Source organism: Mycobacterium sp. (assembly GCF_049585075.1).
GTDB lineage: Bacteria > Actinomycetota > Actinomycetes > Mycobacteriales > Mycobacteriaceae > Mycobacterium.
Map to the genome: position 1 here is coordinate 1 of NZ_JBAUZA010000177.1, position 23,371 is coordinate 23,371.

Here is a 23,371-nt window from a genome sequence, read left to right on the forward strand (position 1 = left end):
GTGGTAACGCGGGCGCCGTTGGCACCGCCGCCGACGGCGGGGATGGCGGCATGGGTGGTATCGGCGGTAGCGGCGGCCCGGTCGGCACACCCGGTATCAACGGAGCCGGTGGCACCGGCGGAACCCCCGGCGGGACCGACGGCACGCCCACTTTGGCGAACGCAACCGTCCATATCACGATGAATGGTCTCAACCAGCCGGTGGCATACATCTCCGTAAATGGCGGACCGATGGAGCCGGTAATCGTTGACACCGGATCCACTGGACTTGTTATCGAACCCCAATACGTGCCAACGCTAGGCCTTGGCAGCGAAGTCTATTCGGGTGCAGCGGGTTACAGCGGCGGGCTGTCGTACTCCTACGACACGTACGACACCTCGGTGAGTTTCGGAAGTGGCCTCGTCACCTCGCCGACCGCCGTCGACCTTGTCACCCCCCAGTCGCTGTCGGCTTTCGAAAACTATTTCGCTGGCACCGGTGCAGTTGGGGTTCTGGGTATCGGGCCAGATAACGGCTTCCCGGGCACCAGCACTGTGATCACAGCGTTGCCCGGCACTCTTGATCAGGGTGCGCTCATCAACGAATCCCAGCACCTGCTGGAGTTCGGTCCCAACCCGTTACCCAGCACCATCTCGATCGCCGGAGCCCCGATCAGCACCCTGGACGTCAAGATCGGTGCGGGACCGCTGGAACGCATTTTCGTCTCAATCGATTCGGGTGGTTTGACCGGATACCTCCCGTCGTCGGTGCTCGCCACCGGCCAGACCACTGGATTCGTGCCAGCGGGAACAACCATTTCGGTCTACACCGGCAACGGCGACACGCTGCTGTACTCCTACACGACGACCGCGACGAATGGACCGTTTGTTACGACCGGAAACCTGGTGAATTCCGGGTACATACCCTTCTCCTTGGGACCGGTGTACGTGGCGGAAAGCCCGAGCGGTTTCGGGACCACTACCTTCGATTACTAAGCTCGATTCCGTCGTGGAAGATAGGCTCCGGCGGTGTACAGCAGCGCCCCGGCGAGCACGATGAACTTGATGATGGCTGCGCTGCGGGCGCGACTCGCATTAGCATCAATATTGTTGTCTGCCATAACGTTTAAGAGCGCAACGCCTTCCAGCGCATCGCCGGCCACAGCGGGAATGACACCAAGACAAACCGCGGCTGGGTGGCCTAGCCGCCTGCGGGCGTGGTCCACCAGCAGTGCGGTAAAGACACCATAGGTGGTCATGTAGCCGAAATCGAGTTGTAGGGATCGGCGCGCTGCGCGCTGGCCGTCGTCTCCCCATGCGCTCATAATTCGTTGTGCGCGTGTGGCATTGCCCGCCAATTCGAATGCAATGATGCCCGGCCCGCCGGCGCGGCGCATCTGTCGCTCCAGCGCCAGCATCACGTACGTATAGCCGGTGAAAGCCGTGACGGCCCAGATCAGGGCACTGCGGCGACGGTGGTTGCTGGACATTTCTGTCCTTTCTCCAGGCCTGGCTGTACAAGCGACGCGAATCGTTCGCGTCATTCTCGACACCCGATTCTGCTCGCCGAGGAACAGGTCCGCATCGTGCTGTCGGAGGTGCTGCGGAATGGTTGGTGATTACGCGCGCGGATAACGGGTATGGCGAGTACGACTCGTAGGCGCCTAAGACACCGATCGCGGCGTACGGTTTTGACAGATTGAACAAGGATTATGGGAGTGACGGGGTGCAGCGGTATTCACCGGGCAAGGTCGGCATGAGCCGGTGAGCGGAATGCATGATGAGCTTGACGAGCTAGTCGAGGCTCGCGATCAGCTGGAAAAACTGGTGCAGGTCATTGTCGGGATCGGTTCCGATTTGGACCTTGACGTGACGTTGCATCGAATCGTCGATGCGGCAATGGAGCTGACCGGCGCCCGCTACGGAGCCTTGGGCATCCGCGACCCCGACGGCGCCCTGGTCTCGTTCGTCCACGCGGGGATCGACGACGACGCCGCTCGACGACTCGCTGATCTGCCGGTAGGTGATGGTCTTCGCGTCGACGATCTGAGCACGTATCCGCAGGCCGCGCGGCTGCACGAGCACGACCCTCCGATGCGGGCACTCCTGGGAATACCGATCACCGTGCGGGCAGCGCAGTTCGGCGATCTTTACCTGGCCGACGACCGGCCTGGCCGGGTGTTTTCTACGGCTCACGAGAGTGCCGCGCGGGCGTTGGCGTCGGCGGCGGCTGCCGCCATCGACAATGCCCGGCTGTTCGAGCGAGAACGCGAATCGGCGAAATGGACGAAGGCCAGTCGTGAGATCACGACTGCGTTGCTGTCCGGCGACCCACAGATGGGACCGTTGCAGCTCATCGTCAACCGGGCGCTGGAGTTGGCCGATGCTGAGCAGGCGATCTTGCTGGTTCCGAGCGAATCGGATCTACCGGCCGACGAAGTCGACACCCTTGTCGTGGCGGCTACGGCGGGCCGGTACGCGTTGGAGGTGATCGGGCAGCAGGTTCCGATGGACGCTTCCACCACGGGCGGCGTTGCGCGCCGCGGCATACCCTTGATCACCGATTCCTTCCAATATCCGATCGAGGGGTTCACCGACGTCGGTGAACGCTCGGCGATCGTCATGCCGCTGATCGCGGACGAGGCGGTACTTGGCGTTATCGCCGTCGCACGCAACCCGCGACAGTCACCCTTCGGCAGCGATTACCTTGAGCTCGTCAGTGACTTCGCCCGACACGCTGCAATTGCGTTGGCGCTGGCAGCAAGTCGCGAACATGCGCTCAACCAGCAGCTCGCCCAAGCCGACACCGTGGATGACGCACTACGAGCCGCAGCGGAAGAACTACGTCGCCTCTGGCGGGCCCGCAGCGTGCTGGCCGTCATCTTCCCGGCCCACAGGTCATTCGGGGAAACCGGCTCCGGCGGACCGGACCTAGTGTCCGTCGGCGAGCCCGCGACGTGGGACGACCTGTCGACCGAAACACGCGAGACGCTGACGTCGCTGCGCGACGGCGACCTACTGGCGCCCAACGCAACGCGTGCGGGGACGGCCGGGATCGCATTGCAGCATCCCGAGGGCGTGCTCGTCGTCTGGATCCGGTTGGCCGAGAAGCGGCCGTTCACCCTCGAGGACCAGACCTTGCTCACCGTGCTGGCAGGCCGACTCGGCCAAGGTCTGCAACGGGTGCACCAGGTAGACCAACAGCGCGAAACCGCATTGGCGCTGCAGCACGCCATCCTCGGGCCTGCTCATCTGCCGCGCGGCTTCGCGGTGCGCTATCAAGCCGCCAGCCGGCCCCTGCAGGTGGGCGGCGACTGGTACGACATCGTCGACCTGGAAGACGGGCGCATTGCGTTGATTGTCGGCGACTGTGTCGGTCATGGGCTCGCGGCGGCGACCGTGATGGGACAGTTGCGCAGCGCCTGCCGCGCGCTGCTGCTCGACCACCCAAGCCCACGTGCCGCACTCGCGGGGCTGGACCGCTTCGCGGCGCGGCTACCCGGCGCCGAGTGCACCACCGCCTTCTGCGCAGTGCTCAACCCCGCCACCGGTGAATTGGTGTACTCCAGCGCTGGGCATCCGCCGCCCATCCTGGTCTACGCCGACGGCAGCACCCGGACGCTTGAGGATGGCAAAACCATTCCCTTGGGATTGCGACCCGACCGGCCGCGCCCGGAAGCTCACGTGACTCTGCCAGGGCGCGCGACCCTGCTGCTCTACACCGACGGTCTGGTCGAGCGGCGCGGCAGCGCGCTGGACCACGGCATCGGCCGCGCCTCTACCCTCGTACAAGACGGCCGCGACTCAGCCCTGGATGATTTGGCGAACCAGATCATGTCTCGTCTCGCGCCCGGCGACGGCTACCAAGACGACGTCGTGCTGTTGCTCTACCGCCACCCCGCGCCGCTGGAGATGGATTTCCCGGCCCACGTCAGTCAGCTTGCCCCCACCCGCGCCGCCTTACGCAGCTGGCTGAACCGAGCCCGGGTGGGCCCAGATCAAGCGCACGACATGCTCGTCGCCGCCGGAGAGGCCGTCGCCAACGCCATCGAACACGGTCATCGCGACAGCCCGGAGGGCAGCATTAGCCTGCGCGCGACTGCGCTGGTCGACCAGGTGCAGTTGACCATTGTCGACACCGGTTCGTGGAAGCCTCCGCAACCGGCCGTCGATGCCAATCGCGGCCGCGGTATCACCCTTATGCGAGCGCTCATGCACGACATCGCCATTCACCCCGAAGCGGCCGGAACAACAGTTCATTTGTTCGCGAGGATCACCTGATGCCCACATTGCTCACTCTCGACACCGCGCGCGGCGACGACGGGAAGCTCGTGCTGACCGCGGCTGGGGAAATTGATCTCAGCAACGTCGGCACATTCACTCAAGCTCTCAGTACCGCCATCGCTGAGGCAGAGGGTTGCGGCGGGAAACTCACGGTCGACCTCAGCACGGTGAAGTACCTGGACAGCGCGGCCATCAACGCGTTGTTCAACTACGCTGAGCAGATCCAGCTCATCGTCCACCCTTTCTTGATCCGCATCTTCACCATCACCGGGCTGAACGAACTGACTACCGTCGAGGCAGCGGCGGAAAGCTGAGGTACCTCTCTACCGACGACGTAAACCGCGAATGTGCTTGCGTGCCTGCATGTTTCGCCATGACACCAGCTCTGCCTGCATCGTGGCTAACATCACCCGTTGGATCCACAAAACGACGGTCGTACTAGCACGCCGCGAAGCCACCACGCTGATGTAGGCCCTCCAGCCAGTACTGGTGTATGAGTACCACATACCGAGCCAATTCCTCCAACCGGTTACGAGCAGTTTTCCTGCATGCGAACACCTCGAAACTGTTCTCACGGTAGCGATTTCGCGCCGTGAACAGTCTGACAGTCCCATCACCGGCATCGCGGATAGGTGATCGGCGTGTCGGTTACGCGCTCAAAGCAAACGGGCACGCGAGATAATCGCTGCCATGCCGGTCGTCGTTCGTGCGTTGTCGGCAACGTTCGCATTCCTGCTGCTGGGAGTCAGCATTGTTGCCGACGCCTCGGCGGAGCCTGTCGGCCCGGTTATCAGCGGGCACGGTGAGAAGCTGGTGGGCTGGGACACCTACCGTCATCTAGACCGGTTGCCATATTTGAGTGGCGACACACAGAGCCTGCAGGTCTCGAGCTTCGATCGAAGTGGCGGCAACTTCGACATCTCCACCGGCAACAAGAACGGCACCGGTGGCTGCCTGGCAGCCGGTGGTGCCGGTTGCGTCATCGCGGAAGATCGCGGCGCCGGTGAGATCGATTCGGTCTGGTTCACCCGGGACGGCGGGAATGTGACCGCGCTCGGAGCGATCCGCGTTGAGCTGGATGGGCACACAGTGCTCGACGCACCATTGCAATCGTTGGTCGACGGTGCGCTGGGAGCGCCGTTCGTCTGGCCTCTGGTAGCCAACGCGACGCAGTCGCCCGGCGGCGTCTACGTCAAAGTGCCGATGCCGTACCGGAAGTCGATGCGGATCAGCGTCGCATCGCATTTGGAGTATTACCACGTCGACTATCGCAAGTTTTCCACTGCCGACGGCGTGACCACGTTCGTGCCCTCCGACCCGGCACTCGACATCTTTGCTGCGTTCCGCGCGGCCGGCGCCGTCGACCCCAAATCGGCAGCACCCACCGCAACGCACAACCATCACGTCAACCAGATTCCCGCCCACAACCGGCTGCAGATCGCGGATTCGACCGGCTCAGGGAGTATCTCCGCGCTGCAGTTGCGGTTACCGCAACCAGCGGAGCAACTCCTGGCCGGGTTGCGGCTGCAGATCGAGTTCGACGGCCGACCGATGGTCGACTCGCCGCTCGGAGAATTCTTCGGCGCCGGGCTGGGCACCGACAACGTGCGTTCGTTGATGTTCGCGACGACCCCACACGCCGACGGATCGTTGTCGTTGGCAGCGTGGTGGCCAATGCCTTTCGCCCGCACCGCCCACGTCACCCTCACCAACGCGACCGGTGCCCCGGTAACCGGAATCAACAGCGATGTCGTGTTCACGCCCGACCCCCAGTGGGCGCCGGCGCTCGCCGGCGGCCGCGCCGGATATTTCACCGCACGTTCGCATGCCGGACCAACGACGCTCGGTCAGGACTGGTTGTTCGCCGACGAGCAAGGCCACGGAAAGTTCGTCGGCGTGAGCCACACGATTCGTGGTGCCCGGATCAAAACGTCCTTCGGCGACGACTCTCCCTACTTCCTCGAAGGAGCCGAACGGGTCTACACCGACGGTTCGGCATCGCCGCAGTGGTACGGCACCGGCACCGAGGACTTCTACGAAGGCGGCTGGTACTTCCACAACGGCACTGCCTACAGCGACCCGCTGACCGGCCAACCCGATCAGCGCACGGCCAGCGGTGGATGCGTCGATTACTGCGTTTCGGTCTACCGGCTCATGCTCGCCGAAGCGATCGACTACCGTTCCGCAATCCGATTCGGCATCGAACACGGCAAACGCAACATGGTCCAACCCGACTACAGCTCAACGGCATTCCTTTACACCCAACCCAACGACATCGTCACCCCGAGCGACGAAGTCATCCCGGGCGATCCGGTCAGTCGACTCCTGCACGGCTACTCCGACGGCGACGCCGGCGATCAGCTGTTGGTCAGTGAATACGAGGGCAGCGACGACGCTCGCGCCGTCGCCGGCTTGGTTCACGCCACCAATGCTCCGATCACATTCCACGTCCTCATCGACCCGGATAACCACGGCATCCTGCTGCGCCGTACATCAGACCAAGCGACCGGCTACCAATCAGCAGAGGTCGCCATCGACGGCACACCGGTCGGGATCTGGCTACAGCCCCGCAGCAACAACGCACACCGCTGGCTCGACGATACCTACCTCGTGCCCGCCCATCTCACCGCAGGCAAAAATCTGGTGACGGTCAGCTTGGCGCCGACCCCCGGCACGCCGCCGTGGACCGCGAGCCGCTATCACATCGATGCGCTATCTGTTGTCGCTGATTGACGTCTGCGCATACCCTGCCATCGGGGGCGGGCATATCAACTCAACGATCAAGCCTTCGAGTCGCAGAATTGTCAACCCTGGACGCGGGTCCCGTAAGCATAGTTGTGGCGTCGCCGGCCGAGATGCCGGCTTCTCGGTGGTCGAGGCTTGCGATCGACCAGAGTGGGTAAACGTCGGTCGACCCAGAACGGAGACGCATGAGCGAAAGCGTGCAGACCGGAACGATCACCACGCAAGTGCCGGCACGGCTGGACCGACTGCCCTGGGCCCGGTTCCATTGGCGCGTCGTCGTCGGGCTTGGCGGTGTCTGGATTCTCGACGGGCTCGAGGTCACGATGGTCGGCAACGTGTCGTCACGCCTCACCGAGCGCGGCAGCGGTATCGAACTCAACCCCGCCCAGATCGGTATGTCAGCGGCGATCTACATCGCGGGGGCCTGCTTGGGCGCGTTGTTCTTTGGTCACCTGACGGACCGCTTCGGGCGGCGCAATCTGTTCATCCTGACGCTCGCGGTGTATTTGGTCGCCACTGTGGCCACCGCATTCGCTTTCGCGCCTTGGTATTTCTTCATCACTCGCTTTTTCACCGGTTCCGGAATCGGGGGTGAATACGCCGCGATCAACTCGGCGATTGATGAGCTCATCCCCGCGCGAGTGCGTGGTCGGGTGGACCTAGTGATCAACGGGACGTACTGGCTGGGTTCGGCCGGAGGTGCGGCCGGCGCGCTGGTCCTACTGAACACGTCGAACTTTCCGGCCAACATCGGGTGGCGGCTCGCCTTCGGTATCGGCGCCATCTTCGGCATCTTCGTCCTTCTTGTCCGGCGCAACGTTCCCGAAAGTCCGCGCTGGCTGTTTATTCACGGGCGCGAGCAGGAGGCCGAAAAGGTCGTCGCAGCCATAGAACAAGAAATCCAGCACGACACCGGCCAGACATTGCCCGAACCGCAAGGGCGTCCACTCAAAGTCCGTCAGCGCGAGAACATTTCGTTCCGGGAGATCGCCAGGGTGGCGTTCAAGCTTTATCCGCGCCGCGCCGTCCTGGGATTGGCGCTGTTCATCGGGCAGGCGTTTCTGTATAACGGCGTGACCTTCAATCTCGGCACGCTGCTGAGTGGGTTCTACGGCGTCTCGTCCGGGAAGGTGCCGTTGTTCTACATCCTGTGGGCGCTCAGTAATTTCGTCGGTCCCCTGGCGCTCGGGCACCTGTTCGACACCGTCGGCCGCAAACCGATGATCACCTTGTCCTATGTCGGCTCGGCCGTGGTGGCAGTCGTGCTCGCCGCGCTCTTCGTGACGCAGGCCGGCGGGGTCTGGGCCTTCATCATCGTGCTCGCGGTGACGTTCTTCTTGGCGTCGGCGGGTGCCAGCGCGGCTTACTTGACCGTCAGCGAGATCTTTCCGATGGAGACCAGGGCGCTGGCGATCGCGTTCTTCTACGCGGTCGGCACGGCGATCGGCGGTATCACCGGTCCGCTGCTGTTCGGTCAGCTGATCAACTCGGGGGAGCGCGGCCTGGTGGTCTGGTCGTTCCTGATCGGAGCCGCGGTGATGGCGGTTTCGGGCCTGGTTGAACTTTGGCTGGGCGTCGCGGCCGAGCAACGCCCGCTGGAAGAGCTGGCGTTGCCGTTGACGGTGGCCGACGCTGAGCGCGAGGAGGAGTCGGGTTAACGCCGGCTGAACTCTTTTGTCGCAGGTCGCCCCCGGGCTGGATGCGGGATGCGTCGGCGACGTGATTTTGCGACACTGAAGCAACTATGAGACGTCTGCTGATTCTGACAAGCGTCGCCGCCGTCGTCGGTATGGCCCCGCCGGCATACGCCGACCCCAAAGACGACGACTTCCTTTCCCAACTTCGTGCGGCTGGCCTCACCTACCAGGACCCGGCTGCTGCGATCGCCGTCGCCAAGGACGTGTGCGCGTTGGTCGACAAGGGGACGCCGGACACTGAGATTGTGAACAACCTTCAGCTGCGCAATCCGGGATTCAGCGGCCACGGCGCCGCGGAGTTCACCACGATCGCGGCCGGCGAGTACTGCCCGAAATACCTGACCGGCGAAGGTCGGCCGCCGAAACCTAAAGGTGCTGACGGCAACTAGGGCAAGCGGCTAAACGCCGCTGCGAACCACCTCGTCGGCCGTAGCGCGCATCCGCTCCGACAATCGAAGCAGATCGTGCTCGCCGACCCCGTTCTGCAGCGTGTACGCAAGTCGCCTTAACTCGACAGAGCTGTTGCGCAATTCTTCAAGGAGTCGCGACTCAACGGTGAACATGACCTTCTTCCTCAAACAGGACGGGCGCAGGGCCCACAATCCGACTTAAAAAATGTACGCAGTCCAGTGGCGTCTCGGCGAGGGGTCGCAGGTCGCTTTTACAGGACTTTGACATGCCGTTTACGCCTTCGACCAAGCTCGAGAACTGACTTAGCCTCGCAGGCCTCGGTCTGTCGAAGCAGACTGCAGTTCTCGCTCAACTCGGGCCCATATGTCACGGCGCCGCAATGACATCGCCAGGTTGAGTGACGTCCGCAGGAGCATTCAGTGCTACCGACCAGCATCCGTTCTGGCCGCATCAGATGACCGCGAGGACAGCGCAGTGGCGGCGGGACCGCCGACCGACTCGACGGGAACCGAACCAGCTCACCGACCGCAATCATGGGCCGACGGTAGGCGGCTAGTCTGCGTGCGACATTAATAATTCGGATGATCTTGCTGAGAAAGAAGGAAGCCGACCTGCCGCCCACGCAAATGACAGGGATTGTTCAATTCGGCGTAATTCAAAATCACCGGACTTAACGTTCGATATTTTTCCCGCCCGCAGCTATGCGCCGCCAAGTAGCCTGATCCCGTGCAAATCGGAGTACTGGGTGCAGCTCGCATCGCGCCGCCGGCGCTCATAAAACCGGCCAAAGCAAACGCCGACGTCGAGGTGGCCGCCGTCGCGGCGCGCGACGTTTCGCGCGGAAAGGCATTTGCCGCCAAACACGGCATCCCCCGGGTGCACGATAACTATGACGCTCTGCTCGCCGACCCCGAAATCGACGCCATCTACAACCCGCTCCCGAATGGCTTGCACGGCAAGTGGACCCGAGCCGCACTGGCCGCCGGTAAGCATGTGCTGTGCGAAAAGCCCTTCACCGCCAACGCCGTGGAAGCTCGTGAGATCGCCGAGCTGGCCGCACAGTCGGGCCGAGTCGTCATGGAGGCGTTTCACTACCGCTACCATCCGATGGCTTTGCGGGTCGAGGAGATCATCGGATCGGGCGAGCTGGGCAAGCTCGAACGGGTGGAGGCGGCCCTGTGTTTCCCGCTGCCGATCTTCTCCGACATCCGCTACAACTACTCACTTGCCGGTGGCGCGACGATGGATGCCGGGTGCTACGCGGTCCACATGGTTCGCACATTCGGCGGTTCAACACCGGAAGTTGTTTCAGCGCAAGCGAAATTGCGCGATCCGCAGGTTGACCGGGCCATGACGGCCGAACTGCGATTCTCCGAAGGGCACACCGGCCGGATCCGTTGCTCGATGTGGTCGTCGCGTCTGTTGGACTTCAGCGCGCATGTGGTTGGCGACCAGGGCGAGCTGCACGCACTGAATCCGATAATGCCGCAGATTTACCATCGGCTCTCAGTTCGCTCAGCTGCCGGTAAACGCGTGGAGCGTTTTCCGCGTCGCGCCTCCTACGCCTATCAGCTCGACGCCTTCGCCGCGGCAGTGCTGCGCGGCGAACCCGTCAAGACCACGCCTGAAGACGCGATCGTGAACATGACCGTCATCGACGCGATCTATCGAGCTGCCGGCCTGTCACCGCGTGAGCCGAGCTGACCGGTCATGGCGCAACGGGGCGGTTAGTCCACTCCCGGTCCGGGCGGCGTGCCGATCGAAACCAGCCACCCGCTGCGCCGGTGCCACCGTCGGTGGGAATGGTGTGGCCGGTGACGAACGCTGACAGGTCGGAAGCCAGGAACAGGATGACGCGGGCCTGGTCTTCGGCCAGCCCCATCCTCCCGACCGGAACCCATTGCGGCCACTGCAGCTGCTCTTCGGCGGAGAGCCACCGCGAATACGGCACCTGCAGTGATTCGGTGACGTCGGGGCCAATGGCGTTGACGCGCACGCCGTCGCGGCCGACCTGCACGGCGAGGCTGCGGGTGAAGTGGATGACGGCGGCTTTGAAAGCGGCGTAGACCGGATCTTCCGGGTAGCCGCGAAGCCCTTCGACCGACGAGACATTGACGATCGCGCCGGCGTGTTGGTCGATCATCGTCGGCAAGAAGGCGTGCGTAACAAGGAAAACGTGGTGCAGGTTGATTCGGTAGAGCTCGTCCCACAGCTGGGAGTCGGTGTCCACGAAGTTGCCCGGATGGCGCAGCCAGTGGCCCACGTTGTTGACCAGCACATCGATGCGGCCATAGCGCTCAAGTGCTGCACGCGCCAGGCCGGCGACCTGGTCGGCGTCGCGGACGTCGGCGACGAAGGCGACGGCTGAACCGCCGGACTCGCTGATTTTGTCGGCGGCACGCTGAGCACCTTCAGGGTCGATATCGGCGATGACCACGTGGGCGCCATGGTGTGCGAACAGCCGTGCGGTCGCCGCGCCGATGCCGCCACCGCCGCCGGTCACGACCGCAACCCGGTCGGCGAGCAGTGCGCCATTAATTGCTGCGTCGTCGATCTTCATTTGACGGTTCCTCGGGGTAGGAGTGCGCTCAATTCTTTTGGCGTACTCAAAGTAGTTAATGCCGCTTTGCGGATCTAGTTCTGGCGCAGCCAGGTTCGATACCGATCACTACAAGCGGGCAGGTAGGTTTGCGGCCATGTGGAGCTCGCTGCTTGTGCTAGCGCTTCCCATCGCGTTGGACCCGGTGCGTTTCGGCCTCAATCTTCTGCTGGTTTCCCGACCCCGGCCCGCGCAGAACTTGCTCATGTACTGGGTCGGTTGCGGGCTAACCGGCTTTTTCTTATTGCTGATCCCGATTTTGGTACTGCATTTCACCCCGGCGTTTTCGTCGTTCGTGCACGACTTGGCCAACCCGGCCACGGCCACCAATTTCGCCGTCCGCCTCATCGAGATCGTCGCGGGTGTGCTCGTTTTATTGGTCGCCGCTTTGTTGGCGGTGCGCTTTTTGGCGCGCCGGCGAGCGCAGCTGCCGACGCCGGTCGCCCGCACGTCGACTTTGGTAGTGGACTCCGGTGAGCCGACCCCGATCTCGCGTCTGCTGAGCCGCGCCACCAGCGCATGGGAAAGCGGGTCCTCATGGGTAGCGCTGGCGATCGGCGTCTGGGCCGGGCCTAACCCGGCGATGGTTGTATTCGGGCTCACCGCCATCCTGACCTCGGGAGCCGCGCTTGCTGTGCAGACCGGCGCCGCCGTCGTTTTCATCGTCGAGACGCTTGCGGTTGTCGAAATCGTGCTGCTCAGCAATCTGGTCGCGCCAACCAAGACCGAAGCCATTTTGCGACGGCTACACGACTGGGCACGGTCCTATCGCCGCCAGATCCTGGTAGCGATGTTGACGTTGGTCGGAGTCGCACTGGTGGCTCAGGGCATGGGCAGCATCTGAGCCGCCACAAGCTATCCGACGGCCTGGTCGTGAGGTTCGGGCAGCATCTCGCGAGCCGGTCGAGGCATTGGGTGCGGCCGGCGCGGTTCTCGCACTCCGGCGTCGCCGTCACCCCGAAGCCACAGCCGGACCACCGATCCGGCCCGAACCCGCGCGCCCGACTCGGGGCTATCCACTTCCGTTACCTGTAGTAGCGGAATAGAGTGGGCGGATGGCCAGCAGGCATCTCCGCACCTGTCCACTGTGTGAAGCGATGTGCGGTCTGGAGATTCACGTCGACGGCGGCCCCAACAACGGGAAAGTCACCAAGATCCGCGGCAACCCCGATGACGTCTGGAGCCACGGGCACCTTTGCCCGAAGGGCACCACGCTGGGCGCGTTGCACAACGATCCCGACCGGATCCGCCGACCCATGATCAAAGTCGGGGGCAGCTGGCAGGAGGTCAGCTGGGACGAGGCGTTTCGTCGCTGCACCGAGTTGCTGACGCCGGTGATCGAGAAGTACGGGATCGGCGCGGTCACCGCCTACACCGGCAACCCGCTGGCACATTCGTTTTCGCTGGCCCGGTATGCGGGGGTGCTGATGGGGATGTCCGGGATGCCGGTCATGTACTCGCCGGGAACCGTGGACCAATGGCCAAAGAACCTGTCGTCGCACCTGATGTACGGCCTCTGGTGGAACTTTCCGGTGCCCGACATCGAGCGCACCGACCTGCTGGTGATCATGGGAGCCAATCCCGCCGCTTCGCAAGGTTCACTGCTGGCCGCGCCGAACGTGATGGGGCTGATTGACGCGATCCGCAAGCGCGGCAAGGTGATCGTGATCGATCCGGTGCGCACCCAGACCGCGGCGCGGGCCGATGAGTGGCTGCCGATAGTGCCGGGCACGGACGCGGCGCTGCTGCTGGCCGTCGTCTACACCCTCTTCGATGAAGACCTCATCGATCCGGGACCTTATGTCGACGATGTTGACGCGATGCGCCGAGTCGCCGCGGATTGGCCGCCCGAGAGGGTCAGCGGCGTCACCGGAATCGACGAGAACCGCATTCGACGGCTGGCCCGCGAACTCGCGGAGACCGAGCGATCTGTGGTCTATGGTCGAATTGGCTTGTGTAATCAGGAATTTGGCAGCCTGGCCAGCTGGCTGGTCGACGTGGTCAACATTTTGACCGGCCATTTCGACACACCCGGCGGGGCGATGTTCCCGAAGCCGGCGGCCTGGTCGATCACGACGCAGCCGCTGCCCGGCCTGGAGGGCGGCGTCGCCGAATTCGGCCGCTGGCACACCCGGGTCCGCGGCGCTAAGGAGGTGCTCGGGCAGGCCCCGGTGTCGTGCATGGCCGAAGAGATCGCCACCCCGGGCGAGGGGCAGCTCAAGGCACTGATCACGGTGGCCGGAAATCCGGTGTTGTCCACGCCCGGCGGCGACAAGCTCGACGAGGTGCTGCCGATGCTGGAAGCGATGATCTCCGTTGATCTTTGGCTCAACGAGACGACGCGGCATGCCGACGTCATCCTGCCCGGGCTGTCGCCACTGGAACAACCTCACCATGACGACCTGATTCTGCTGTTCGCCATTCACAGCATCGCGAATTACTCGGCACCGGTGTTCGACCCGGGTGATCGCCCGCACGAGTGGGAGATTCTGATCCGGCTGACCGGCTTGTGCACGGGCACCCCCGCCGAGGACGTCGACGTCGCCGCGATCGATGACGGCTATTTCGATTACCTGGCCTTCACTCAAGGACTCGACGGCGCGGAAATCCGCAAGCTCTACGACCACGGCGGCCCGGAGCGCATGCTCGACCTCACGCTACGTACCGGGCCCTTCGGGGATCGGTACGGCCAGAACCCCGGCGGGCTCACCTTGGAGATGCTCAAGGCCAATCCCAACGGAATCGACTTCGGACCGATGGTGCCGCAGCTGCCCGACCTGCTCGGCACTCCCGACAAGAAGATCCGCATCGCCCCGCAATACCTGCTCGATGACGTACCGCGGCTGGCTGAGCGGATAGAGAGGCCGGCCGAGCCGCTTGTCCTGGTCAGCCGCAGGCATTTGCGATCAAACAACACGTGGATGCACAACGTGCCTGCGCTGATGAAGGGCAAGGACCGCTGCACGCTGCTGATCCACCCCGACGATGCGGCGCGGTGCGGCGTAGCCGACGACGACGTCGTCACGGTGAAATCCGCGGCCGGCGAGATCAAAGTGCCGGTGGAGGTCACCGACGCGATCAAACCCGGCGTGGTATCGATGCCACACGGCTGGGGACACGGCAAGCCAGGAACCCGCATGTCGGTGGCGAACAGCTCACCGGGCGCAAACACCAACGCGCTGTCCCCACCGACATTTATCGACGAGCCGTCGGGCAATGGTGCCCTCAATGGCATCCCGGTGACGATCATCGGGGATCGAGTGCGATCGCGCTATTCCTCTCCGGAAAATCGCTCCCACGCGGATTGACGCGTGATGCCAAGGGCCGCACCGATCTTCGCCCACGTAACGCCGCGGCGGCGGAGTTCCAGTACCCACGACCGCAGGGTGGTCTCGACTTGCTGAGCCACCACCGCCATCCGGGGAACATGGTCGAGCATCTGCTGGTCGCTCAGCGACTCCCACACCGGCAGCCGAAACTCATGCGGCTTATCCCGAGACTGATCAACGACCGTTGCGGCCAACGCGATGCATCCGTTGCAAATATGCACGCCAGGACCCGCCACCAGCTTGTCGACCTCGGTGTGCGGCTTGCCGCAAAATGAGCACCAAAGCTGCCCGGTTTGGGTTGCCGTCGACCTCATCGCAACTCCTCGTGTCAGGATCGCCCTGACAAAGATAATGCGTCAGGCACATCCTGACAAGGAAGCGCGCGGAATCGTGGGCAATATCATCTGCTTATGAGCGCCGCTGGGCTGGATACCGTGGGCTCGCCCGCATTCACCGTGGACGAGTCGGCGCGCTACCGGGCGGCAGGCTGGTGGTCCGACCTCACCCTCTCCGATGCCGTACGCCGCAACGCCGAGCAGTCTCCGGACCGCGTCGCCTACCTCGACCATCCAGGCGTGTCGCTGACCTGGCATGAATTCGACTACGCCGCACGAACTCTGGCCGAACAGCTAGCCGGCCTAGGCGTCACGCGGGGAGATCGGATCGCGGTTTGGCACGGCGACTCGGCTGCGATCCATGTGCTGTTCGTCGCAATCGAACGCTGCGGCGCCGTCGTCGTTGGTATCGGCGCGCGCGCCGGCACCCGCGAGGTCGCGCAGCTGCTGCGCACCGCGCAGCCGAAGATGCTGATCGCCGATCAACAGCGCGCCGATGCCGCGGGGGCCGTGGCAGTCGAATTGCTGGTCATGACGCGCGACGGGGGAGCGCTGTGCCTGAACGCCGAAGTTCACCCCAAGACGCCTGAGCCCCAACTCGGACCGGACGACGTCTTCCTGATCAATTCCACCTCGGGCACCACCGGGCTGCCTAAGTGCGTCGCGCACACCCAAAACCGTTGGTACTACTTCCACCAGAAGGCCGTCGCCAACGGGCTGCTCACGCCCGACGACATCTTCTTGCCGGTCATCCCCATGCCTTTCGGTTTCGGGATATGGACCAGCCACACCACTCCGATCTACCTGGGCGCCACGTCGGTGATCCTGGAACGCTTCACCACCACGGCAACGTGTCAGGCGATAGCCCGACACAAGGTCACCGTGTTGTGCTGTGTCAGTACGCAACTGACGATGCTGATGGCCGATCCCGCCAGCCGAGATTACGACTTGAGCTCATTACGTGTCGTTTTCACCGGTGGCGAGGCACTGCCGTACCGGCCGGCCGCCGAGTTCGAGGAACTCACCGGCGCAACGGTCCTGCAGTTCTACGGTTCCAATGAAACCGGCCTGCTCAGTGGGACGACCGTGCATGACACGGAGCAACGCAGACTTCGCACGACCGGTCGCATCGTTCCGGAAATGTCGGTCCGGCTCTTTGACGGGGACAACGACGTCACCGACACCGGCAGAGGCCAGCCCGCCTGCCGGGGTCCGGCAACCAGCCTCGGCTACCTAGGCGGTGTCGACCATGATCAATTGTTCACCCGCGACGGGTGGATGCGGATGGGCGACATCTGCGAGATCGACGCGGACGGCTATCTGAGCGTCACCGGCCGAACGTCCGATTTCATCCTGCGCGGCGGCAAGAACATCAGCGCAGCGCAGGTCGAGGATGCCGCCACCACCAACCCCGCGATCGCCGTGGCGGCAGCGGTCGCCATGCCCGACCCGGTGTTCGGTGAGAAGGTCTGCCTCTATGCCGAACTCGCCGACTCGGTGACGATCGAGCTGCCCGAACTCGTCGAGTTTCTGTTGGCACAGGGCACCTCCAAAGAGCTGCTGCCGGAGCGACTGATTGTCGTCGATGAACTACCCCGATCGTCCGGCGGAAAAATCGCCAAAGGCCGGCTCCGTGACGATATTCGGGCCAGGATGGAGGCCAACCATGAACGCTCGTAACCCACGGCGAGGCGGCCTGGAAGTGTGGTCGCCCTCGGTGGTACCCCCGATCGGCGTCGAGCTATCGCAAGAGCAGGCGCTCGCTGTGGCGTTCCGGCACCTGGCCGCCATCGGTTTCGCGGAAAACATGGCCGGACACATCACCTGGCAGCCTGACGGGCACGCCGAAATGCTGGTCAACCCCTGGGGACTGTGGTGGCAGGAACTGACCGCATCCGACATCTGCCTGGTGGATAGCGAAGCCCGGGTGGTCCGGGGCCGTTGGGATGTCACGCCGGCAATCCATATCCATACCGAACTGCATCGCATCCGCGCGGACGCACGCGTGGTCATCCACAACCATCCCTATTACGTATGCGTGCTCGCCGCGATGGGCAGGCTGCCCGAGCTGGTTCATCAGACCGGATCGCTTTTCCTGGATGATTTGTGTCTGGTCGACACATACGACGGCGAGATCGACAGCCCTTCCCGCGCAGCCGATCTCGCGGCCCGCATTGGCGGAGCTAACCTGACCATTTTGGCCAACCACGGTGTTATCGCAACCGGGCGCAACCTGGCCCAGGCCGTCTACCGCGCCGCGTCGATCGAGCGGGTATGCAAGCTCGCCTACGACGTCATGCTTACCGGCAACGACCCGGTGACGATGAACTGGTCGGACATGGCGGGTATGCAACGGTCGCTGATCGAACGCGCCGCCGATGTGTACTGGGCAGGCGCGGCCCGGATGACCATCAAAGCCGATCCCGCCGTGCTGAACTGAGCGGACTGACGAATGAAATCAATCGACGAGCTGGCCGCCAACCCGAACTTCACCACCGCCAAAACCGGCGAAGATCGCTCCGTCACCTTTTTGCCCGACCCGCCGCGGGCGCACCGCCGCTACACGGTGATCTCAGTCGACGATCACATTGTCGAACCCCCCGACACCTTCACCGGGCGTCTGCCACGCAGATTCGCCGAGCGCGCACCCAAGGTTGTGGACACCGGGGACGGCGGACAGACTTGGGTCTACGACGATCAGGAACTGCCCAATGTCGGCTTCAACGCAGTGGTCGGGCGTCCGGTGTCGGAGTACGGATTCGAGCCGGTTCGATTCGACGAAATGCGCCGCGGCGCATGGGACATCCACCACCGCGTCAAAGACATGGACCTCAATGGCATCTACGCCTCGCTCAACTTCCCCTCGTTTCTGCCGGGGTTCGCCGGCCAGCGCCTACAGCAGGTAACGACCGATCGCGATCTGGCGTTGGCCTCGGTGCGCGCGTGGAATGACTGGCACCACGAGGTTTGGGCGGGTTCCTATCCCGGCCGCATCATTGGCTGCCAGTTGCCCTGGCTGCTGGATCCCGAGCTCGGCGCCAAGATGATCTATGAGAATGCCGAGCGCGGCTTTCACGCCGTCACTTTCAGCGAGAACCCGGCGATGCTCGGATTGCCGAGTATTCACTCCGGGCACTGGGATCCGATGATGGCGGCATGCGCCGAAACCGAAACCGTCGTCAACCTTCATATCGGATCGTCGGGTTCGTCGCCGTCCACCACCGATGACGCGCCACCGGACGTGCAGGGCGTGCTGTTCTTCGCCTATGCCATCTCGGCAGCGGTCGACTGGCTGTACTCCGGGCTGCCCAGCAGATTTCCCGAACTGAAGATCTGTCTGTCCGAAGGTGGCATCGGCTGGGTTGCGGGGTTGCTGGATCGCCTCGACCACATGCTCAGCTACCACGCGATGTATGGAACCTGGGCGTCATTGGGGGAGAGCCTCACTCCTGCAGAGGTTTTCACCCGCAACTTCTGGTTCTGCGCGGTGGAAGACAAGTCGTCATTCGTACAGTACGACCGCATCGGTGTGGACAACATGATGTTGGAAGCCGATTACCCGCACTGCGACTCCACCTGGCCGCACACCCAAGAAACGATCCATGAGCAAATCAGCGATCTTCCGGCCGACGTGATCCGCAAGATCACCTGGGAGAACGCTTCGCGGTTGTATCGCCATCCGGTTCCGCCCGACGTACAACGGGATCCAGAGGCGTTTTGATGACTCCGATGCACGTGGAGAGTCTGCGCCGCTACCCGGTGAAGTCGATGCTCGGCGAGGTTGTGCCATCGATGGTTGTCGATGAGGGTGGCGCGTCGGGGGACCGGCGGCTGGCCCTTGTTGATTCGGCGACCAACCGGGTGGCCAGCGCCAAGCAGCCGCGGTTGTGGCGCAAGCTTTTACAGTTCACCGCCAGCGGGGACACCGGCCAGGTAGTCATCCGGCTGCCCGATGGCGCAAGCATCGCGGCCGCCGACCCCGGCATCGATGAAGTCCTCTCGCAGTTGGTGGGACGCTCCGTGAGCCTGGTCGGCAGACGGCCACAGGGCGCGAGCCTGGAAAGGCCCGACCCCGAGACGGTCTTGGAGCTGGGCGAAGATGCCGAAGTCGCCGGCCAGGTCCTCGAGATCGCCCAAGCGACGCCCGGAGACTCGTTCACCGACCTCGCACCGCTGCATGCGATCACGACGGCCACTGTTGAGCACATCGGCACCGAGGCGCTGCGGTACCGACCCAATATCGTGATCGCCACCCCGCCGGGCTACCCGCCCTATGCGGAAAACGATTGGGTTGGTAGGGATCTGACCGTCGGTGCAACACGGATGCATGTTTTGAAACCAACGTCACGGTGTGCGTTGCCCACGCTTGAGCACGGTGCGCTACCGCGGGCACCTCACGCGCTACGCACTCCGGCCGCCGAAAACCGGCTGCAATCACCGGGATCCGGCCCGGTACCCTGCGCCGGGGTCTACCTGACGGTCCTGGCGGCAGGCACCATCCACACCGGCGATCCGGTAACCCCGCAATAGCCACGGCTAACAGGCGGATAGACTGCGCGGCCATGACCGTAGCTCATTCGTCACTGGCGGGCCGGCGCATCCTTATCACCGGCGGTGCCACCGGTATCGGCGCCGCCGCGGTGCGGGTGTTGCACGAGGCGGGGGCGCGCCTGGTCGCGACGTACCATCGCACCGCGCCCGCCGACGACATCGGCCCGGTCACGTGGCTGCAGTGCGATGTCCGCGATCCCGAGGCGGTCGACGCGGCGTTTGATGGTGCCGTGCAGGAACTCGGCGGGCTGGATGTGCTGGTGAACGCCGCCGGCTTGTGGCAGGCGGGAGTGCCCGGACGCATCAGCAGCGACGAAATCGACTTCCTGTTGGCAACTAATGTCAAGGGAACGATTCTCACCAATCAGGCGGCACATGCGGTGATGCGCGGCAACGGTGGACAGATCATCAACTTCGGGTCCTCCGAGGCGGTGATGGGCAGCCCGATCGCCGCGGTGTACTCCGCCACCAAGGGCGCCGTCCAAGCCTGGACCCGGTCGGCGGCCAAAGCCTGGGGTGCAGACCGAGTCACCGTCAATGCGCTGGCACCCGCAGTTCAAACCCCAGGCGCAGACCGGTTCCGAGAATTCCTGGGTCCCGATGCCGCGGCATTCCTCGATCAGCAGATGATGTTGTCAATTCCGCTCGGCGGCAAGCTCGGCGACCCGGCACGTGACCTGGGGCCGGTGTTGGTTTTTCTCGCCGGCGAGGGCGCCGGGTTCATCACCGGGCAGCTGATCCCCGTGGACGGCGGCCTCGCCATGGTCGGCGGCTGAGCGGACCGGCCCGATGGATCGCCTCGGTGTCGAGATGCTCTGTGTCTTCGGCATGCCGCCGGTCGACTACGTACACCTCGTCGCCGATGTGGGTTGCCGCTATATCACCACCGGCATGACCGGCTTTGCGCCGTTGAAAGCGCTTGGCTATAAGCCGTTTTCGTTACGCGACGATGCCCGACTGCGTAGGGATCTCCTTGCGGCGATGGACGAGCGAGGCGTGTCGATCGCATTGGGGGAGGGCCTGCTCATCGCACCGGGGGTCGACGTTCGTTCGTATGCAGCCGATCTGGACATCATGGCGCAACTGCGAATCCCGCGGATCAACACGGTCAGCTTGGAGCCGGACCGGGGGCGCACCTTCGACGAACTCGCCGTGCTCACCGAGTTGGCCGCCGAACGAGGCATCTTGACCAGCGTCGAGCCCGTTCCCGGCCTCGCCATCGCTGACCTATCGGCCGCGATGGCCGCCGTCGAGCATGTCGGCCGCGACGAGATCAGCCTGCTGATCGACACGATGCATGTGGCCCGCTCGGGTGCCGGACCGGACGACCTTCGATCGCTGCCCGCCGAGCGGATCGGGCATGTGCAGTTATGTGACGTCCCGTTGCGCTCCACCAAGGAGCACCACTACGCCGAGGAGGCGATGTATCACCGGTTGGCGCCGGGCGACGGCGAGTTGCCGCTGGCTGAAATGCTCGCGGCGCTGCCAGGTGATTGCGTGGTGGGATTGGAGGTGCCGATGCGGTCCCGCGCGGAAGCGGGCGTCAGCGCCTACGACCGGATACTTCCGTGCGTCGAGGCCGCGCGGGCGCTGCTGGCGGCGTGCTAACGGCGCAATCTACGATCCGAGGCCCTTCTTGATGGCGTCGTCTTGTTTGTGGCCGACGTCGGCCACAAACTCCGGCGGGGCCAGTGCATATGACGGGCCGTCGAATTCGATCGTGACGAACGCCTTGCCCTCGGTGAAAACCAACATCGTCACCGTCTTGGAGCGATCCGGTGAGGGTCCCGAGATCGTCGCGCCGTCGACCCCGACGTCAACCCCCAGGGGTTTGGCGAGCAAGGCTTCGCGGTGCACTGCCTTCGCCGAATCGAGCGCGTTCGCAGCAGCCGCAGGGTCCAACATGATCTGGATGGTGTCGATGATCGTGTGGGCCTTGTCTTGGTCGTTGAAGGTGATTTGTGCGCCTTGTTGGCCATTCGGGTTCTTGACCGCTGGGCCGGCGGTGAATGGCTCGGGTGCGTTGATGTCACCGGCCTTGATCAGCAGCTGGGTGTAGTCGCCAGGCTGCGCGGCGTGTGTGGAGGTGGTTGATCCCGATGTCGGCGCCGAGGACGTCGAATGGCTGCTGCAGCCGGCCACCGACACTCCCGCCAGCGTTGACGCCACGATCACACCGGCGACAACCGGCGGGGAAATCTTCATCGGGCCCTACTCCCTTCAATCGAGCTAATCTCCGAAACGGTAACCCAGGGCCGATTTATCTGGTCGGATGTAGCCGTTCTCGGCGATGTCAGCGCACCCGGAACGGCTCAAGGTCGGCATGCTTGACGGTCAATCCATGACCGGGTGCCGTCCGGTCCGGACGCAGCAAGCCGCCCGGTTCGGGTTCCAGGACTCCGTCGAAAGCCAAACCTTCGAGTCGCACGTGGTCGTGGAAGTACTCCAGATGTCGCAGGTGCCATAACGCCGTTCCGACGTGCGCGCTGACCTGCGGGGCGCAGTGCAAGGAGAGATCCATGCTGCGGGCGTCGCACAGCGCGCCGACTTTGAGCACGCCGGTGATGCCCAGGCAGCGGGTGACATCGGCCTGCAGGCAATCGACGGCGCCGGCATCGAGCATCCGCTGGAAATATGGCAGGTCATAGCCGTACTCGCCGGCAGCAATGTCCATCCCGGCGGGTCCCTGCTCGCACAGTTGGTGAAGGCCGTCGAGATCGTCCGACGTCACCGGCTCTTCGAACCAGCGGACGTCGTGCTCAGCGAACCGTTCGGCCCACAGGAGTGCCTGTTTACGGGTGTAGGCGCCGTTGGCGTCGACAAACAGCTCGTTCTCGGTGCCGATCGCCGACCGTGCTGCCGCGACCCGGGCGTCGTCCGTGGAAGGGTCACGGCCCACCTTCATCTTGACGCGGGGAATCCTCGCCTCGACCCACCCAGTCAGCTGTGATCGCAGAGTGTCGTTGTCGTATGACGTGAAACCGCCGCTGCCATAGATCGGCGTCGCGTCGTGGACCGCACCGAGCGCGACAACGAGCGGCTCATCCAGCAGCCGTGATCGCAAGTCCCACAACGCAATATCGACCGCAGCGATTGCTTCGGCCACCACGCCCGGTCTGCCCAGGTTGCGGATCGCATGCTGCATCTCCGCCCACCGCGCCGGCGGTTGCAAAGCGTCGCTGCCGGTGACGACGTCGGCCAGCTTCGAGTGCACCACTGTGGCAACGGGTGTGCCCGCGTACGTGTAGCCGATCCCGACATGGTCACCGGCACGAGCAGTCACCAAGACCAGGGTGGTCGAATCCCAGGCAAACGTGCCATCCGACTCCGGGGCGTCGGTCGGAACCGTGTAAGCCGACACTTCGACGGAGTCGATCGGCACGCCTGAATGCGCAGTCATATTCGTTGGCTACCCCCAAGCGAAACCGGGTATGCCCGCTTG

General features: G+C 64.0%; 21 protein-coding genes. 15 read left to right on the top strand and 6 right to left on the bottom strand.

Features of this window, described 5'->3' with window-relative positions:
- Window positions 1–974, top strand: a 974-nt coding sequence (locus tag WB785_RS08155; RefSeq protein ID WP_424078359.1) for a PecA family PE domain-processing aspartic protease, incomplete at its 5' end; no start/stop codon positions are given.
- On the opposite strand, the gene WB785_RS08160 is transcribed toward WB785_RS08155, so the two are convergent.
- The gene (locus tag WB785_RS08160) at window positions 971–1,468 is read right to left on the bottom strand and encodes a hypothetical protein (RefSeq protein ID WP_424078360.1); all 498 of its coding nucleotides are present in this window, start codon (window positions 1,466–1,468) and stop codon (window positions 971–973) included. The genes WB785_RS08155 and WB785_RS08160 overlap by 4 nt on opposite strands.
- Window positions 1,469–1,751: 283 nt before the next feature.
- Between WB785_RS08160 and WB785_RS08165 the strand changes: the two genes are divergently transcribed.
- The 5 genes from WB785_RS08165 to WB785_RS08185 all read left to right on the top strand — a co-directional run bounded on the left by WB785_RS08165 (window position 1,752) and on the right by WB785_RS08185 (window position 9,093).
- Window positions 1,752–4,259, top strand: coding sequence for a SpoIIE family protein phosphatase (locus WB785_RS08165; protein ID WP_424078405.1), 2,508 nt, complete (start codon window positions 1,752–1,754; stop codon window positions 4,257–4,259).
- Entirely contained in the window at window positions 4,259–4,576 is a 318-nt protein-coding gene (locus WB785_RS08170) for an STAS domain-containing protein (protein WP_424078361.1), read from the top strand. Before WB785_RS08165 ends, WB785_RS08170 begins: the two co-directional genes overlap by 1 nt.
- A gap of 376 nt (window positions 4,577–4,952) precedes the next feature.
- Complete coding sequence (locus WB785_RS08175; RefSeq protein WP_424078363.1) at window positions 4,953–6,995, top strand: glycoside hydrolase family 172 protein; 2,043 nt, start codon at window positions 4,953–4,955, stop codon at window positions 6,993–6,995.
- 197 nt (window positions 6,996–7,192) lie between these two features.
- Window positions 7,193–8,665, top strand: coding sequence for an MFS transporter (locus WB785_RS08180; protein WP_424078365.1), 1,473 nt, complete (start codon window positions 7,193–7,195; stop codon window positions 8,663–8,665).
- Window positions 8,666–8,751: 86 nt separating this feature from the next.
- Window positions 8,752–9,093 carry a DUF732 domain-containing protein gene (locus WB785_RS08185; protein WP_424078366.1) on the top strand — a complete coding sequence of 114 codons (342 nt, stop codon included), beginning with the start codon at window positions 8,752–8,754 and terminating at the stop codon, window positions 9,091–9,093.
- Between the two features lie 9 nt (window positions 9,094–9,102).
- On the opposite strand, the gene WB785_RS08190 is transcribed toward WB785_RS08185, so the two are convergent.
- Entirely contained in the window at window positions 9,103–9,267 is a 165-nt protein-coding gene (locus WB785_RS08190; protein WP_424078368.1) for a hypothetical protein, read from the bottom strand.
- A 574-nt stretch (window positions 9,268–9,841) separates the two neighbouring features.
- Between WB785_RS08190 and WB785_RS08195 the strand changes: the two genes are divergently transcribed.
- Window positions 9,842–10,819, top strand: coding sequence for a Gfo/Idh/MocA family protein (locus WB785_RS08195; protein ID WP_424078369.1), 978 nt, complete (start codon window positions 9,842–9,844; stop codon window positions 10,817–10,819).
- A 4-nt stretch (window positions 10,820–10,823) separates the two neighbouring features.
- Here the strand turns inward: WB785_RS08195 and WB785_RS08200 are convergent, their stop codons facing one another.
- On the bottom strand, window positions 10,824–11,675 hold the full coding sequence (locus WB785_RS08200) for an SDR family NAD(P)-dependent oxidoreductase (protein ID WP_424078370.1): 852 nt from the start codon (window positions 11,673–11,675) through the stop codon (window positions 10,824–10,826).
- A gap of 136 nt (window positions 11,676–11,811) precedes the next feature.
- Here WB785_RS08200 and WB785_RS08205 point away from each other — a divergent pair, with 136 nt between their 5' ends.
- Window positions 11,812–12,558 (top strand): GAP family protein, encoded by a 747-nt coding sequence (locus tag WB785_RS08205; RefSeq protein WP_424078371.1) that lies wholly within the window; start codon window positions 11,812–11,814, stop codon window positions 12,556–12,558.
- A gap of 211 nt (window positions 12,559–12,769) precedes the next feature.
- Window positions 12,770–15,022: a molybdopterin-dependent oxidoreductase gene (locus WB785_RS08210; protein ID WP_424078372.1), complete on the top strand. Its 2,253-nt coding sequence runs from the start codon at window positions 12,770–12,772 to the stop codon at window positions 15,020–15,022.
- On the opposite strand, the gene WB785_RS08215 is transcribed toward WB785_RS08210, so the two are convergent.
- Window positions 14,986–15,357 (bottom strand): ClpX C4-type zinc finger protein, encoded by a 372-nt coding sequence (locus tag WB785_RS08215; protein WP_424078373.1) that lies wholly within the window; start codon window positions 15,355–15,357, stop codon window positions 14,986–14,988. The genes WB785_RS08210 and WB785_RS08215 overlap by 37 nt on opposite strands.
- Before the next feature lie 96 nt (window positions 15,358–15,453).
- Between WB785_RS08215 and WB785_RS08220 the strand changes: the two genes are divergently transcribed.
- From WB785_RS08220 to WB785_RS08245, 6 genes are read left to right on the top strand one after another with little or no spacing between them, the layout of a single operon-like run.
- Window positions 15,454–17,058: an AMP-binding protein gene (locus WB785_RS08220; protein ID WP_424078374.1), complete on the top strand. Its 1,605-nt coding sequence runs from the start codon at window positions 15,454–15,456 to the stop codon at window positions 17,056–17,058.
- The gene (locus WB785_RS08225; protein ID WP_424078375.1) at window positions 17,045–17,818 is read left to right on the top strand and encodes a class II aldolase/adducin family protein; all 774 of its coding nucleotides are present in this window, start codon (window positions 17,045–17,047) and stop codon (window positions 17,816–17,818) included. The genes WB785_RS08220 and WB785_RS08225 overlap by 14 nt, the downstream gene beginning before the upstream one ends.
- Before the next feature lie 12 nt (window positions 17,819–17,830).
- Window positions 17,831–19,099, top strand: coding sequence for an amidohydrolase family protein (locus tag WB785_RS08230; RefSeq protein ID WP_424078376.1), 1,269 nt, complete (start codon window positions 17,831–17,833; stop codon window positions 19,097–19,099).
- A complete protein-coding gene (locus WB785_RS08235; RefSeq protein WP_424078377.1) occupies window positions 19,099–19,908 on the top strand; it encodes an MOSC domain-containing protein in 810 nt (269 codons plus the stop codon). The genes WB785_RS08230 and WB785_RS08235 overlap by 1 nt, the downstream gene beginning before the upstream one ends.
- Before the next feature lie 32 nt (window positions 19,909–19,940).
- Window positions 19,941–20,705, top strand: coding sequence for an SDR family NAD(P)-dependent oxidoreductase (locus WB785_RS08240; RefSeq protein WP_424078378.1), 765 nt, complete (start codon window positions 19,941–19,943; stop codon window positions 20,703–20,705).
- Between the two features lie 13 nt (window positions 20,706–20,718).
- A complete protein-coding gene (locus WB785_RS08245) occupies window positions 20,719–21,537 on the top strand; it encodes a sugar phosphate isomerase/epimerase family protein (protein WP_424078380.1) in 819 nt (272 codons plus the stop codon).
- A 9-nt stretch (window positions 21,538–21,546) separates the two neighbouring features.
- On the opposite strand, the gene WB785_RS08250 is transcribed toward WB785_RS08245, so the two are convergent.
- Both WB785_RS08250 and WB785_RS08255 read right to left on the bottom strand, forming a co-directional pair.
- Window positions 21,547–22,134, bottom strand: coding sequence for a hypothetical protein (locus tag WB785_RS08250; RefSeq protein WP_424078381.1), 588 nt, complete (start codon window positions 22,132–22,134; stop codon window positions 21,547–21,549).
- An 88-nt stretch (window positions 22,135–22,222) separates the two neighbouring features.
- Complete coding sequence (locus tag WB785_RS08255) at window positions 22,223–23,329, bottom strand: enolase C-terminal domain-like protein (RefSeq protein WP_424078383.1); 1,107 nt, start codon at window positions 23,327–23,329, stop codon at window positions 22,223–22,225.
- Window positions 23,330–23,371: the final 42 nt, after the last annotated feature.

What these genes read in the sequence shown, in the direction of transcription:
- WB785_RS08185 (WP_424078366.1), top strand. Translation starts at nt 8,752, where the DNA reads ATGAGACGTCTGCTGATTCTGACAAGCGTCGCCGCCGTCGTCGGTATG.
- WB785_RS08160 (WP_424078360.1), bottom strand. Translation starts at nt 1,468, where the DNA reads ATGTCCAGCAACCACCGTCGCCGCAGTGCCCTGATCTGGGCCGTCACG.
- WB785_RS08165 (WP_424078405.1), top strand. Translation starts at nt 1,752, where the DNA reads ATGCATGATGAGCTTGACGAGCTAGTCGAGGCTCGCGATCAGCTGGAA.
- WB785_RS08210 (WP_424078372.1), top strand. Translation starts at nt 12,770, where the DNA reads ATGGCCAGCAGGCATCTCCGCACCTGTCCACTGTGTGAAGCGATGTGC.
- WB785_RS08235 (WP_424078377.1), top strand. Translation starts at nt 19,099, where the DNA reads ATGACTCCGATGCACGTGGAGAGTCTGCGCCGCTACCCGGTGAAGTCG.
- WB785_RS08240 (WP_424078378.1), top strand. Translation starts at nt 19,941, where the DNA reads ATGACCGTAGCTCATTCGTCACTGGCGGGCCGGCGCATCCTTATCACC.
- WB785_RS08180 (WP_424078365.1), top strand. Translation starts at nt 7,193, where the DNA reads ATGAGCGAAAGCGTGCAGACCGGAACGATCACCACGCAAGTGCCGGCA.
- WB785_RS08190 (WP_424078368.1), bottom strand. Translation starts at nt 9,267, where the DNA reads ATGTTCACCGTTGAGTCGCGACTCCTTGAAGAATTGCGCAACAGCTCT.
- WB785_RS08225 (WP_424078375.1), top strand. Translation starts at nt 17,045, where the DNA reads ATGAACGCTCGTAACCCACGGCGAGGCGGCCTGGAAGTGTGGTCGCCC.
- WB785_RS08215 (WP_424078373.1), bottom strand. Translation starts at nt 15,357, where the DNA reads ATGAGGTCGACGGCAACCCAAACCGGGCAGCTTTGGTGCTCATTTTGC.
- WB785_RS08205 (WP_424078371.1), top strand. Translation starts at nt 11,812, where the DNA reads ATGTGGAGCTCGCTGCTTGTGCTAGCGCTTCCCATCGCGTTGGACCCG.
- WB785_RS08245 (WP_424078380.1), top strand. Translation starts at nt 20,719, where the DNA reads ATGGATCGCCTCGGTGTCGAGATGCTCTGTGTCTTCGGCATGCCGCCG.
- WB785_RS08170 (WP_424078361.1), top strand. Translation starts at nt 4,259, where the DNA reads ATGCCCACATTGCTCACTCTCGACACCGCGCGCGGCGACGACGGGAAG.
- WB785_RS08220 (WP_424078374.1), top strand. Translation starts at nt 15,454, where the DNA reads ATGAGCGCCGCTGGGCTGGATACCGTGGGCTCGCCCGCATTCACCGTG.
- WB785_RS08230 (WP_424078376.1), top strand. Translation starts at nt 17,831, where the DNA reads ATGAAATCAATCGACGAGCTGGCCGCCAACCCGAACTTCACCACCGCC.
- WB785_RS08255 (WP_424078383.1), bottom strand. Translation starts at nt 23,329, where the DNA reads ATGACTGCGCATTCAGGCGTGCCGATCGACTCCGTCGAAGTGTCGGCT.
- WB785_RS08250 (WP_424078381.1), bottom strand. Translation starts at nt 22,134, where the DNA reads ATGAAGATTTCCCCGCCGGTTGTCGCCGGTGTGATCGTGGCGTCAACG.
- WB785_RS08175 (WP_424078363.1), top strand. Translation starts at nt 4,953, where the DNA reads ATGCCGGTCGTCGTTCGTGCGTTGTCGGCAACGTTCGCATTCCTGCTG.
- WB785_RS08200 (WP_424078370.1), bottom strand. Translation starts at nt 11,675, where the DNA reads ATGAAGATCGACGACGCAGCAATTAATGGCGCACTGCTCGCCGACCGG.